Annotated in this window: 13 protein-coding genes and 1 pseudogene; 6 read left to right on the forward strand and 8 right to left on the reverse strand. The window is 71.6% G+C overall.

What is annotated here, in order from left to right:
* Nucleotides 1-138 precede the first annotated feature (138 nt).
* Nucleotides 139-906 carry a FadR/GntR family transcriptional regulator gene (locus tag EV382_RS11800; protein WP_130401612.1) on the forward strand — a complete coding sequence of 256 codons (768 nt, stop codon included), beginning with the start codon at nucleotides 139-141 and terminating at the stop codon, nucleotides 904-906.
* 44 nt (nucleotides 907-950) lie between these two features.
* Here the strand turns inward: EV382_RS11800 and EV382_RS11805 are convergent.
* Together EV382_RS11805 and EV382_RS11810 are read right to left on the reverse strand one after the other, a co-directional pair.
* Nucleotides 951-1,082: pseudogene (locus EV382_RS11805) on the reverse strand (sigma factor); the annotation flags it as partial.
* Between the two features lie 251 nt (nucleotides 1,083-1,333).
* Entirely contained in the window at nucleotides 1,334-2,242 is a 909-nt protein-coding gene (locus EV382_RS11810) for a DUF2336 domain-containing protein (RefSeq protein ID WP_130401613.1), read from the reverse strand.
* A 63-nt stretch (nucleotides 2,243-2,305) separates the two neighbouring features.
* On the opposite strand from EV382_RS11810, the gene EV382_RS11815 reads away from it, so the two are divergent.
* The gene (locus tag EV382_RS11815; protein ID WP_130401614.1) at nucleotides 2,306-3,349 is read left to right on the forward strand and encodes a DUF4034 domain-containing protein; all 1,044 of its coding nucleotides are present in this window, start codon (nucleotides 2,306-2,308) and stop codon (nucleotides 3,347-3,349) included.
* 15 nt (nucleotides 3,350-3,364) lie between these two features.
* Here EV382_RS11815 and EV382_RS11820 read toward each other — a convergent pair whose 3' ends face one another.
* Together EV382_RS11820 and EV382_RS11825 are read right to left on the reverse strand one after the other, a co-directional pair.
* Complete coding sequence (locus tag EV382_RS11820) at nucleotides 3,365-4,120, reverse strand: SDR family NAD(P)-dependent oxidoreductase (protein ID WP_130401615.1); 756 nt, start codon at nucleotides 4,118-4,120, stop codon at nucleotides 3,365-3,367.
* An 89-nt stretch (nucleotides 4,121-4,209) separates the two neighbouring features.
* Entirely contained in the window at nucleotides 4,210-5,040 is an 831-nt protein-coding gene (locus tag EV382_RS11825; RefSeq protein ID WP_425271984.1) for a fumarylacetoacetate hydrolase family protein, read from the reverse strand.
* Between the two features lie 126 nt (nucleotides 5,041-5,166).
* On the opposite strand from EV382_RS11825, the gene EV382_RS11830 reads away from it, so the two are divergent.
* From EV382_RS11830 to EV382_RS11845, 4 genes are read left to right on the forward strand one after another with little or no spacing between them, the layout of a single operon-like run.
* Nucleotides 5,167-5,886: a GntR family transcriptional regulator gene (locus EV382_RS11830; protein WP_130401617.1), complete on the forward strand. Its 720-nt coding sequence runs from the start codon at nucleotides 5,167-5,169 to the stop codon at nucleotides 5,884-5,886.
* 28 nt (nucleotides 5,887-5,914) lie between these two features.
* Complete coding sequence (locus EV382_RS11835; protein ID WP_130401618.1) at nucleotides 5,915-6,619, forward strand: (Fe-S)-binding protein; 705 nt, start codon at nucleotides 5,915-5,917, stop codon at nucleotides 6,617-6,619.
* Nucleotides 6,616-8,061 carry a lactate utilization protein B gene (locus tag EV382_RS11840; protein WP_130401619.1) on the forward strand — a complete coding sequence of 482 codons (1,446 nt, stop codon included), beginning with the start codon at nucleotides 6,616-6,618 and terminating at the stop codon, nucleotides 8,059-8,061. Before EV382_RS11835 ends, EV382_RS11840 begins: the two co-directional genes overlap by 4 nt.
* Complete coding sequence (locus EV382_RS11845) at nucleotides 8,058-8,660, forward strand: LutC/YkgG family protein (protein WP_244236636.1); 603 nt, start codon at nucleotides 8,058-8,060, stop codon at nucleotides 8,658-8,660. Before EV382_RS11840 ends, EV382_RS11845 begins: the two co-directional genes overlap by 4 nt.
* Here EV382_RS11845 and EV382_RS11850 read toward each other — a convergent pair.
* Genes EV382_RS11850 through EV382_RS11865 form a run of 4 tightly spaced genes read right to left on the reverse strand, consistent with a single transcriptional unit; the run spans nucleotide 8,649 to nucleotide 12,791 of the window.
* Complete coding sequence (locus EV382_RS11850; protein ID WP_130401620.1) at nucleotides 8,649-9,152, reverse strand: signal peptidase II; 504 nt, start codon at nucleotides 9,150-9,152, stop codon at nucleotides 8,649-8,651. The two genes, EV382_RS11845 and EV382_RS11850, sit on opposite strands and share 12 nt — an antisense overlap.
* A 17-nt stretch (nucleotides 9,153-9,169) precedes the next feature.
* Complete coding sequence (locus tag EV382_RS11855; RefSeq protein WP_130401621.1) at nucleotides 9,170-9,982, reverse strand: ECF transporter S component; 813 nt, start codon at nucleotides 9,980-9,982, stop codon at nucleotides 9,170-9,172.
* On the reverse strand, nucleotides 9,979-11,613 hold the full coding sequence (locus tag EV382_RS11860; RefSeq protein WP_130401622.1) for an ABC transporter ATP-binding protein: 1,635 nt from the start codon (nucleotides 11,611-11,613) through the stop codon (nucleotides 9,979-9,981). Before EV382_RS11860 ends, EV382_RS11855 begins: the two co-directional genes overlap by 4 nt.
* The gene (locus EV382_RS11865) at nucleotides 11,610-12,791 is read right to left on the reverse strand and encodes a CbiQ family ECF transporter T component (RefSeq protein ID WP_130401623.1); all 1,182 of its coding nucleotides are present in this window, start codon (nucleotides 12,789-12,791) and stop codon (nucleotides 11,610-11,612) included. Before EV382_RS11865 ends, EV382_RS11860 begins: the two co-directional genes overlap by 4 nt.
* Between the last annotated feature and the right edge of the window lie 3 nt (nucleotides 12,792-12,794).

A 12,794-nucleotide genomic window follows, 5' to 3' on the forward strand; every position in this document is an offset into this window, starting at 1 on the left:
CACGCTTGTCTCTCCTTCTGTCGTGGCCGCCGCCCCTGTGGGAGCCGCTACCTCGGTGTTACATCCGCTTAACATCGGGATGCTAGGCCGAAAAAGCGGATCATTTCAAGAGAGAGATCTAACTGATACGATCTTTCTGTGGAACCGTCCTCACTAGACGCTGCGGCCGCTCAGACCGTCCCTGCCGAGACGGGGCTGCACGCCCGTGTCCTCGACCACCTCGGCACCGCCATCTGCGGCGGCGAGCTCGCACCCGGGGCGGTCCTCAACATCGACGAGCTGGTCGACCGGTACGCCGTCTCCCGCTCGGTCGTCCGCGAGGTGCTGCGGGTGCTCGCCTCGATCGGATTCATCGAGGCACGCCGACGGGTGGGCGTGATGATCCGACCGGCGAGCGCGTGGAACGTCTTCGACCCGCAGGTGATCCGCTGGCGTCTCGCCTCGGCCGGCCGGATGGCCCAGCTCCGGTCGATCACCGAACTACGCACCGCCGTCGAACCGCACGCGGCGTTCCTGGCCGCCAGCCGCATCGGCCGCGACGAGGCGAGCGACCTCGTCGGGCTGGCCGCGAAGATGTGGGCGGCCGGCGAGGCCGGCGACGAGGAGCGCTTCCTGCACCTCGACATCGAATTTCATCGGCGCGTCCTGCTCGCCTCCGGCAACGAGATGTTCGTCCGGCTCCAGGATCTGGTCGCCGAGGTGCTCACCGGCCGGCACAAGCACCACCTCATGCCACACCACCCGCACGAACAGGCCCTCCAGATGCACGCCGATGTCGCCCAGGCGATCCAGCGACGCGACGGCGAGCGCGCCCGGCAGGCGATGGTGCAGCTGATGGAGCAGGCTTTCGACGAGATGAAGTCGCTGTGGGAGCAGACCGGCAGGCCCGAGCACGGCACCGGGTAGCGACCAGCGCGTGCGTCAGTCGGTACGGAGGCTGCGCGTCAGGACAGGGACGTCTCCTGCACCGTGTCCTCGGCGTCCTCGAACGAGCCGAGCATCCGGTAGCAGTGCACGTGCAGCTCCCGCCGGTGCCGCTGTGCCAGCCCCGAGAACGCTGATCCGACAGCGACCGACGGCAGCTGGTCGCACCAACCCGCACGGTCGTCGTGGGGCAGACGCCCCGACCAGCCTGATGACTCACCGGCATCACGATGCCGGTGAGTCATCACGCTCGCGGGCGCATCCGCCGCTCGACGGAGCACCCGGGCGGAACCACCCTCGCCGGTCGCCGTACGGATCGCCCCGCCCACGACTGTGAACTGGGAGGTCTCGTCGACGTGCCCGAGCTGTACGTTTCGTTTCCGCACGGCCTGGGGGACGCGGCGCGGTCCTACCGTGCGGTGCCGCCACCCGATCGGCCCGCACCGGCGGAGGGCCGGTGCGCGATGCGCGGCGCCCGCACGGCGGAGGCGTTGCCGGCGCCGGGGCGGTAGTCCCGGGCCGCGCTGGCCACCATCTCGTCGGCATCGCGGGCGAGCGCCTGCCGGATGTGCGGCGGAACGACGTCGGACGTCGCCATCGCCAGTCGGACCTGCACCGCGCGGTCGTCGACCAGGCGGGCCAGATCCGCCTCGCTCAGCTCGACGGCCCGCACCAGCGCGGCACGGACGTCGACCACCGGGTCCGCGGCGAGCGCGCTGCGCTGCTCGGCGGTGGTCCGCGGGTTGCGGGCCACCCCCTTGCGTACGCGTGCGGTGCGATCGGCCAGCAGGGCGGTGATCACCTCGGGGTCGTGGGTGTGGGTGGCGAGCCGTTCCCGTACCTCGGGTGAGACATCGTCGATCAGCCGGGCGGCCAGCTCCGGCTCCAGGTCCCGACTCTCCGCGAGGAGACCGCGCAGCTCCTTGTCCGAGGTTTCCGCCATGACCCGGCGGATCGACTCGTCGCAGGCCGGGTTGCCGGCGACCGCCCAGCGGACCCACCGGTCGGCGTCCTTCACCAGGCGCATGAGGTTGGCGATCGAAGCGGAGGGGTTTCTCGCCACGGCCTCCCGGACCTGACGATCGTGGTCGCGGGTGAGCGGTCGCAGGGCCTGCGCGGGCGCGTCGGGCCGGGCGGCGACGGCCTTGCGGACCACGGGCGACGGGTCGGACGCCAGGTCGATGAGGGTCATGTGCGGCGTCGTGGGGTCCTGGGCGAGGGCGAGCCGGGCGTCAGCGCTGCCACCGATCGGACGGTGGGCGGTGGTGCCGGACTCGCTGTGACGGTCGGCCGCGCCGACATCCTGCTGTTTCCCCATGGCGCAATCATGTCACGCACCGATCTGGCATTCGGCAGCCGACAGCGCTTACCCTCTTCGATCGTGATCTCGACTGTGTGGCGGATCCTCACCCGCCAGATCGATACCAACCAGGCTCAGGACGACACCGTGCTGCGCGAGGCGTGCACGCAGGCGCGGTACGGCTCTGACCGCGAGCCGGCCCGCAAGGCCATGGCTGCCACCCGGGGGGATTACGACCGTCGGGCGCGGTACGTCCGCGTGCTGGCCGAATCGACAGCTGGTGGGCTGGGATCCCGAGTCGACCGGACGACCGGCCGGGTCGACACGGACGCCGCGTGGACCGACCAGTGGGCGGCACGCGCGCCCAACAATCCGGACGCGCAGCTCGTCCGTGCCCATTCTCTGATGTCACGAGCCTGGGAGGTACGCGGCGGGGACTGGGCCTCCGCCGTCCGGCCAGAGCAGTGGGCGGAGTTCCACCGCCTCCTGGAACTGGCCGGACAGGTGAACGACCTGGCCCGGCACCTGGCACCCGAGGACCCGACGCCGTGGGCAAACCAGTTGGAGCTCATGATCGACCAGGGCGCGTCGACCGAGGAGATCGAGGAGACGTGGCGTGAGTTGACCCGGCTGGACCCCTGGCATCGGCAAGGGCACGCCCTCAAGCTGACCTACCACTGCAAGAAGTGGGGCGGGTCGCACGAGGCGATGTTCGACTTCGCCAGGTCGGTCGCCGCCGCGGCGCCCGCAGGCTCGCCGTTGCACGTGCTGCCCGTGTGCGCCGCCGCCGAATGGGCGTTGTGGGAGCACGATCGCGAGTCGCCGGATAGCACCGCCGACGAGATCGGCCAGCGATGGCGGCAGGACCCGATCATGCAATCCGATCTCGACAACGCGTTGTCTCTGTGGTTTCACCAGCCAGCCAACCGGCACGCCGACTGGCTCAACGACGCGAACTTCTTGGCGTACGGGCTGGCGCGCACCGGCCGCGACGCGGACGCCGCGCCGGTCTTCGCGTCGATCGGCCGGTACATGACAACCGTTCCGTGGTCCTGGTGGGGTGACCGTGTGCGCGGCGACGCGGCCTTCATCCGAGCACGCCGCCGCGCCCGCCGCGCTGCCTGACGCGCATCGGCACGATCAGCGCTGGGCCGGCAACCGCAGGCCGGACATGCCACCGTCCACCGGCAACGACGACCCGGTCACCGACCCGGTCGCGGGCGACGCGAGATAGACGACGGCGGCGGCCACCTCGTCGGCGGTCACCAGGCGGCCGGTCGGCTGTCGGGACGCCAGGTACCGCTTCTCCGCCGTCGGGTCCGCGGCACCGGCGAGCAGGCGGGACACCCAGGGCGTGTCGACGGTGCCGGGGGCGACACAGTTGACCCGGACGCCCTCCGTGACCAGGTCGGCGGCCATGGCGAGGGTGAGGGCGTGCACGGCACCCTTCGACGCCGAGTACAGGGCGCGTCTGGGTATACCGGTGGTCGCCGCGATGGAGGAGATGTTGACGATCGCTGCGGACGACGACCGGCGCAGGTACGGCAGGGCGACGGCGCTGGTGCGGGCCACGCCGGAGACGTTGACGTCGAGTACCCTGCTCCACTGCTCGTCGTCGTTCTCCTCCACCGTGCCCACGGCCGAGATGGCGGCGTTGTTCACCAGGATGTCGACGCCGCCGAACGCCTCGGCGACCGAGGCGACGGCCGCGCTGAGCGAGGACCGGTCGGCCACGTCCGCCCGGACGCCGAGGACGCCGGCGTCCTCGGGCAGACCGGACAGATCCAGGTCCAGCACTCCCACCCGGGCGCCGGCGGCACGGAAGGCCCGCACACAGGCGAGCCCGATCCCCGATCCGCCTCCGGTCACCACCGCCACGAGGCCGTCACACCGCATGCTGCTCTCCCCTTTCGAGTAGGTGTCGCACCGCCACCGACGCGGCGGTGCGCTCGTGCGTGTCGCAGCTCCTCAGGCCCGGACCGCCATCAGGCGTTCCGCAGTGGGTTGCGTTGCCGGCCGAGGCCGTCGATCTCGACCTCCATCACGTCGTCGGCGGCGAGGTACGGGAACCGGCCGGAGAGCCCCACTCCCTGTGGGGTGCCGGTGTTGATGACGTCGCCTGGTTCCAGGACGGTGTACTGGGACAGGTGCCAGATCAGGTACGCCACGTCGAAGATCATGTCTTTGGTGCTGGAGTCCTGGCGGGGCTCGCCGTTGACCCAGGACCGCAGCCGTAGCGCCTGCGGGTCAGCGACCTCGTCGGCGGTGACCAGCCACGGGCCGAGCGGTTGGAACGTCTCGCAGGACTTGCCCTTGGACCACTGGCCGCCGGAGACGGCGAGTTGGAAGTCCCGCTCGGAGACGTCGTTGGAGAGCACGTACCCGGCGATGTGCCCGAGGGCGTCGGCCGGTGCGGCCAGGTAGCGGGCCGGTCGGCCGATCACCACCGCCAACTCCACCTCCCAGTCGGTCTTCGTGGATCCGCGCGGGATCAGGACCTCGTCGTACGGGCCGACGACGGTGTTGGGCGCCTTGTAGAAGATGATCGGGTCGGTCGGTGGCGCGGCCCCCGACTCGGCGGCGTGCGCGGCGTAGTTCTGCCCTACACAGAGCACCACCCCGGGCCGGGCGATCGGTGCGCCGACCCGCTGACCGGTGACGTCGATCTCGGGCAGGTCGGTGGCCTCGCGGACCAGCCGGACGCCGTCGCCGGCCAGGAACCCGCCGTCGATGTCGGCGGTGATCGACGAGAGGTCGAAGTGCCGCCCGTCGACGTACAGCACGGGGCGTTCCCGCCCCAAGGGCCCGACGCGCATGAATCTCACGAACCAACCTCCAGTGCGTAGGCAGCGACAGCGCCCTACCTATTTCCTATAGGATGTTGCCTTGCTAGTGTGTACTCGCTCACACCGGCACCGTCAAGGGGTTGCTGAGGAGACGAGATGACCCAGCAGGAACCTCGCGATGGTCGACTCCGTCCCGCCCGTCGACTCACCCTCGCCGAGGACGTCTACGAGTCGATAAAGGCCCTCGTCATGGACCACATCCTTCCCCCCGGCGAGCGGGTCAACATCGACGCGCTCGCCCGGGAGCTGGATGTCTCCCCCACCCCGGTCCGCGAGGCCCTCGCCCGGCTGGAGGCCGACGGCCTGGTCCGCAAACGCCCGCTCTCCGGTTACACCACCACGCCGCTGCTGAGCGGCGCCGAGTTCGACGACCTGTTCGACGTCCGCCACCTGCTGGAGGGCGCCACGGCCGGGCGGGCCGCCACGCACGCCTCCCCCGAAGCACGTCACCGGATCAGCGTCGAGGCGGCAGCGACCATCGACGTCGAGGCCGGCGACGGGTACCGCCGACACGCCGCCTTCACCGCGCTGGACACGAAGTTCCACGACCTGATCGCCGAGGCCGCCGGCAGCCCACTGCTGCGCGACACCATCACGCGGCTGCACTCACACCTGCACCTGCATCGGCTGTACTTCCCGGTCGCCGGCGCGTCGGACACCAGAACCGAGCACCAGCGCATCGCCGCCGCCATCGTCGCCGGCGACGCGGCCGCCGCCACCGAGGCGATGCGCGCCCACCTCAGCGCCGCCCGGGAGCGCCACCTGCCCGCCTTCGACCAGCTCCCCGCCCCCGGGACACCGCGCGACGCGGCGTGACCCACCCCGACAGATCCGAGGAGCCGCCATGCGGATCGCCCTCTTCATCACCTGCGTCAACGACCTCGCGTTCCCGGCCACCGGCATCGCGGTCACCCGCATCCTGCGGCGACTCGGCCACACCGTCGACTTCCCCGCCGACCAGACCTGCTGCGGGCAGATGCACGCCAACACGGGTTACCGGGCCGAGGCCATGCCGATGGTGCGCAACTACGTCGACGTCTTCGACTCCTACGACGCCGTCGTCGTGCCGTCCGGGTCGTGCACCGCGATGATCCGCGACCAGTACCCGCGCCTGCACCCGCCCGCCACCTCGGTGGCCGCCCGCACCTACGAGCTGTCCGAACTGCTCGTCGACGTGCTCGGCGTCACCGACGTCGGCGCCGAGTTCCCGGAGACGGTCACCTACCACCCCACCTGCCACGGCCTGCGGATGCTGCGCCTCGGCGACCGGCCGCTGACCCTGCTGCGTCAGGTGCGCGGCATCCAGCTGGTCGAGCTGGGCGACGCCGAGGAGTGCTGCGGTTTCGGCGGCACGTTCGCCCTGAAGAACCCGGACGTCTCCACCGCCATGCTCACCGACAAGTGCGCCCGGGTCCGCGACACCGGAGCGCGGGTGCTCGCCGCGGCCGACAACTCCTGCCTAGCGCACATCGGCGGCGGCCTGGACCGCCACCGCTCGGGCGTACGGGCCATGCACTACGCCGATATTCTCGCCGGGGCCAGCTCATGAGCCATCCGGTCGCACCCGCCACCGGGGACGGGCGGATCCGCACGCCGCTGCCGTTCCCCACCGCCGCCAGGGCGGCCGTCGCCGACCCGCAACTGCGGGCCAACCTGCACCGGGCCACCCGCACCATCCGCGCCAAACGCGCCCGGGTCGTCGACGAGGTACCCGACTGGGAGGCGCTCCGCGACGCCGGGTCCGCGATCAAGGCAGACGTCCAACGTCGGTTGCCGGAGCTGCTGGAGCAGTTCGAGGCGTCCGCCACCGCTGCCGGCGCCACCGTGCACTGGGCCCGCGACGCGGCCGAGGCGTGCCAGATCGTGGTCGCGTTGACCCGGGCCGCCGGGGCCGACGAGGTCGTGAAGGTCAAGTCGATGGCGACCCAGGAAATCGAGCTCAACGAGGCGCTGGAGGCCGCCGGGATCGCCGCGTACGAGACCGACCTCGCGGAACTCATCGTGCAGTTCGGTGAGGACACCCCCTCGCACATCCTGGTGCCGGCGATCCACTACAACCGGGCCCAGATCCGGGAGATCTTCCAGCGCCGCATGTCCGACGCGCCGGCCGACCTGACCGACGAACCGGCCGCGCTGGCCGAGGCCGCCCGCGCCCACCTGCGACGACGTTTCCTCTCGGCCCGGGTCGCCGTCTCCGGCGCCAACTTCGCCGTCGCCGACACCGGCACCCTCGTGGTGGTCGAGTCCGAGGGCAACGGGCGCATGTGCCTCACCCTCCCCGAGACGCTGATCAGCGTCGTCGGCGTCGAGAAGCTGCTGCCGACCTTCACCGACCTGGAGGTCTTCCTGCAACTGCTGCCGCGCTCCTCGACCGGTGAGCGGATGAACCCGTACACCTCGATGTGGACCGGCGTCACCCCCGGCGACGGCCCGCAGACCGTGCACATCGTCCTGGTCGACAATGGCCGGTCTGCGGTGCTCGCCGACCCGGTCGGGCGGCCGGCGCTGTCCTGCATCCGCTGCTCGGCGTGCCTCAACGCCTGCCCCGTGTACGAACGGGCCGGCGGACACGCGTACGGCTCGGTGTATCCGGGGCCGATCGGCGCGATCCTGTCGCCACAGCTGACCGGCGTGGCCGACAACGCCTCGCTGCCGTACGCGTCGACGCTCTGCGGCGCGTGCTACGACGTGTGCCCCGTGAAGATCAACATTCCGGAGATCCTGGTGCACCTCCGGCAGCAGGCACCGCACCCGCCGGCCGAACGGGCCACCATGCGGCTCCTGTCCTGGGTGATGCGCAACCCCCGACGCTGGGCCGCCGCCCTGCGACTGGGCCGGGTCGGCGCGGGGCCGCTCGGGGCGTACCGTGAGCGGCGCACCGGCGCTCGGACACTGCGACGACTGCCCTGGCCCGCGTCGGCATGGACCCGGTCGCGCGACCTGCCGCTGCCCGCGCCGCAGACCTTCCGGGAATGGTGGGGGAAGCAGTGAGCGCACGTGACGAGATCCTGGCGCGCCTGCGGACGGCCCTGGCCGACGGCCCACCGCCGGTGCAGGTGCCCCGCCGGTACCGCCGGGTCGACGACCGCGCCGACCTGGTCGACACCCTGATCGACCGGCTGGAGGACTACCGCGCGGTTGTCCACCGTGGCCTCGACGCCCTACCTCGGCTGCTCAGCGGCGTCGACCGACTCGCCGTCCCCACCGATGTCCCGGCCGACTGGCTGGCCGGCTACGGCGGGCAGCTGCACCGCGACGCGCCCCCACTGTCACCGGCCGCGCTCGACGGCATGGACGCGGTCCTGACCGGCTGCGCCGTGGCGGTCGCCGACACCGGCACCATCATCCTCGACGCCGGCCCCTCCCAGGGCCGACGCGCACTCACCCTGGTGCCCGACCGGCACATCTGTGTGGTCCGCACCGAACAGGTCGTCGGCCTGCTGCCGGAGGCACTCACCCGGCTGGACCCGCGCGCGCCGCTGACCTGGATCTCCGGCCCCTCCGCGACCAGCGACATCGAGCTGAACCGGGTCGAGGGAGTGCACGGCCCGCGCCGGCTGGAGGTCGTCCTGATCAGTTCAGGAGCCTGACGACGACGCCTGCTCACGGGTCTCGCTCGCCGTATCCCGCAGCGGTACGCCGCGCACATTGAGCAGCATGACGATGCCCACGCCGACCACCAGGGCGATGTCGGCGACGTTGCCGACGAAGAAACCGGCGTAGTCGATGAAGTCCACCACGTGCCCGCGCGCGAACCCCGGCTCCCGGAAGAGACGGTCCAGCAGATGCGTCGCCGCACCGCCGAGCACCAGGCCCAACGCCACCGCCCAGGCGCGGGACGTGACCCGCCGGGCCACCACCGTCACCGCGACCACCGCCGCCGCCGCGAACACCGCGAAGATCCAGGTGTACGCGGTACCGATCGAGAAGGCCGCGCCCGGGTTGTAGACGAGGTGTAGTTGCAGCAGCTCGCCGAGAACGGTGATGGTCTGCCCGTCGGAGAGCGCGGACTCGGCCCAGTACTTGGTGGCCTGATCGGCAGCGAGCACCACGGCAGCGATCAGAACGACGGCGCGAAACATCCGGAAACCCTAGCCGGTCACCGGTGCCCGTCATCACCGGCGGTGAACGTCGGGGCAGCCCGGAATTGTGCTCGCCGCGCCGCCCGTCGGAACGCGCCGAGCACCGCCGGGCCGGCGACGGTGACGAGGACGGCCGTGGTGACCGCCCGTCCGGTGTCCCAGCCCAGCGAGGTGACGGTGAAGAACGTCAGATACCGCTGGAGCTGTTCCAGGGCAGGCAGGCCCGGCTGGTAGGCGATCGAACTCGTCGGGTCGAGCGAGAACGGCCAGAACGACAGATTGAGCATGAAGCCGAAGAAGTACCCGCTGACCGCGGCGTAGGCGGCGAGCACGACGATCTCGGCCCGTCCCCGAACCCGGGGCAGCAGACCGGCGAACATGCCGACCCAGGCACAGCCGAACATCTGGTACGGCATCCATGGCCCCACTCCCCCGGTCAGCAGGGCGGAGGCGAACAGCGAGGTGCAACCGAGTGCGAAGCCGAAACCGGGTCCGAAGACCCGACCGGCGAGCACGAGGATGAAGAAAACCGTCTCGATGCCCGCCGTGCCCGCGCCGAGCGGTCGCAGGGCCGCGTTGATCGCGGACAGCACACCCAACATGGCCAGGGCCTTCGCGTCGATCCTGCCGTCGGCGATCTCGGCGAATATCACCCCGAGGACGAGGAGCAGCAGCACGCCGAACATCAACGGCGGGGTCTGGGTGGAGCCGAAGGTGCCCGGTGCCACGGCGAACGGCCAGAGGAACGCGACAAAGCCCAGGAACGACGCCATGGTGATGGCGAGGACGGCCCGCGCAGGCACGCGGACGGCGACGTTCAGCGTCCTCATGCCGGCACCGTGGGCTCGTCGAGGGCTGCGGCGACCTGCCCGACGGTCAGGTACGGCAGCGGCGCGAGGATCTTCGCGACCTGTGGGGCGAACGTCGGCGACGCGGTGAGCACGGTCGGGACAGGGCCGTCAGCGACGATCTCCCCGTCTGCCATGACAACGACCCGGTCGGCGGCGGCGGTGGCGAACTCGACGTCGTGGGTGGCCACGACGACGGCACGGCCCTGCCCGGCGAGGCCGTCGAGACTACGGGTCAGCGCGGCCTTGGCCTGGTAGTCGAGCCCACGGGTGGGCTCGTCGAGCAGCAGCACACCCGGCGTCACGGCGAGCTGGATCGCCAGAACCAGGGCCAACTGCTGCCCGGCGGACAGATCCCGGGGGTGGCTGCCGCCGTCGATGCCTGCGGCGATGCCGTCGAGGAGGCGCCGCGCCGTACCCGGCTCGGCACCGTCACGGTCGGCCTGGTCGAGTTCGGCGTCGACGGTGTCCAGGTACAACAGGTCGGTGGCGGTCTGCGGAACGAGGCCGACGAGTCGGCGAGCCTCGCTCGCACCGACCCGCCCCGGGTCGACGTCCCGAGCCGACGGATCGGGTACGGCGATGCTGCCGCCGCCTCGGTGACCCGAGCCCTGCAGAGCCCAGAGCAGCGACGACTTGCCGGATCCGTTACGCCCCATCAACGCGGTGATCTCACCGCGTATCAGGCTGAGGTCGACCCCACGCACAGCGACGACCGGTCCGTGGCGGACGACCACGCCGGTTGCGGTGAGCGCTTTCCGCGCGCCGGCGTGGGATTGGCGGTGTGGTTGCGGCGGAGTGGCCGGCAACCGGTCCCGCAGTGCCGTCGCGTGCCGGCGGGCGTCGCGTACCGACAGTGGCAGCGGCGACCACTCGGCCAGACGTCCGAGGTCGACAACGGGCGGCGCGACCGTGGCATCAGCGATGAGACCGGCCGGGTCGCCGTGCCGGACGGTGCCGTCGCGGGCGACGTGGATGAGCCGGTCGGCGTACGGCAGGACGCGTTCCAGGCGGTGCTCGGCCAGCACGACGGTGACGCCGAGGTCGTGGACCAGTCGGGTGATGGTGGCGAGGACGTCGTCGGCGCCGGTCGGGTCGAGCGCCGAGGTGGGCTCGTCGAGGACGAGCACCCGTGGGTGAGCGGTAAGCGCCGCGCCGATCGCCACGCGTTGCTGCTGGCCGCCGGACAGTTCGTGCAGGCCCCGGTGGCGCAGGTCGACGAGGCCGAGCAGGTCCAGGGTCTCCTCCACCCGGGTCCGCATCACCGCCGGATCGAGCGCGAGCTGCTCCATCCCGTACGCCAACTCCTCCTCGACGGTGTCGGTGACGAACCCGGCGACCGGGTCCTGCCCGACCACGCCGACCAGATCGGCGAACTCGCGGGGCGGGTGGTCGGCGGTGTCCCGACCAGCGACGCGCACGCTGCCCTGCAGGGTGCCGCCACTGAAGTGCGGGACGAGGCCGTTGATCGCGCCGAGCAGGGTCGACTTCCCCGTGCCGGTGTGCCCGACGACCAGGCACAGCTCCCCCTCGTCGACGTGGATGTCGACGTCGCGGAGAGTGGCGCGGGGCGCGCCGTCGTACGTGATACTGACGCGCTCGAAGCGGATCATGACGGTGCTCCTGCGGTATCGGCGGCCCGGCGCCGCACGGCGGCGGGCTGCTGCGGTCGATGCGGGCGCGACGGTGTCGGTGCGGCGATCGCCGCGAGGGAGGCGACAAGGATCGCCGCGGCCGGTAGTGCGGGCAGGTCGGGCCAGTGCAGCGGATAGAGGCTCGGGTTGAGCGCGGCGGGGTCGTAGCCGGTACCGGCACCGAGCACGATCGCAGTGATGACGCCGCAGCCGGCGACGGTCCATTCCGGCCACTGCCACGGGTCGGGTCGGTAGCGGCTGCGGGAGACCCGACGCCCGCCGAGCGCCAGTCCGGCGACGCAGAGCAGCACACCACCGCCGAGGGCACCGAGCCCGACCGGGCGCGGCACCCGCGGGTCGAGCAGGCCGTACACGCCGACGCAGAGGCCGGCCATGCCGGTGAGCATGAGGACACCGGTGAGCCTTCGCGAGCCTGGTGTAGCGGTGCCGACCCGGCCGTAGCCGCGGGAATCCATGGCGGCGGCCAACCGCAGCGACCGGTCCAGCGCGTCGTGCAGGACCGGCATCACAATGGCTCGCACGGCACCGAGGCCCCTGGCTCGCCCGGCGCGCAGTCGGCGGGCCCGGGCGACTCGTTGGACGCTCTCCACGAGTTGCGGTGCGACGCTCAGCGAGACGGTGACGGCGACACCCAACTCGTACAGCGCGCCCGGGAGGACCCGCAGGGCCCTCTTGGGGTTGGCGAGGCTGTTGGCCGCGCCGATGCAGCACAGCAGGCAGGCCAGCCGGAGCCCGTCGACAGCGGCGGACAGGGTCGCCTCCAGGGAGACCGGTCCGCCGATCTGGATGCCGGCGTACCAGTCGGGGGTGGGCAGGTGCGGGAGCCGGAAGAGGATGTGGTCGTCGGGGGTGATGCCAGAGGCGAAAACCGTCCGGAACACCACCCGGATCACGATGATGATCAGGGCGAGGTAGAGGTAGTAGCGGAACGCCCGTGCCCAGGGCGCGTCCGTGCGACGGGCGCTGACGACGAACCCGAGCACCGCGAAGATGAGCAGCAGGAGGAGCGGATTGCTGGTGCGGCTCGCGGCGGTGGCGAGCGCGAGCGCCCACAGCCACCAGGCCACCGGGTGCAGGGGGCGCGGCAGCCGGGCTACCGCGAGCCGGTGCACGAGGCCGCTACCGATAGGGCGCATCGG

Source organism: Micromonospora violae, assembly GCF_004217135.1.
Lineage (GTDB): Bacteria > Actinomycetota > Actinomycetes > Mycobacteriales > Micromonosporaceae > Micromonospora > Micromonospora violae.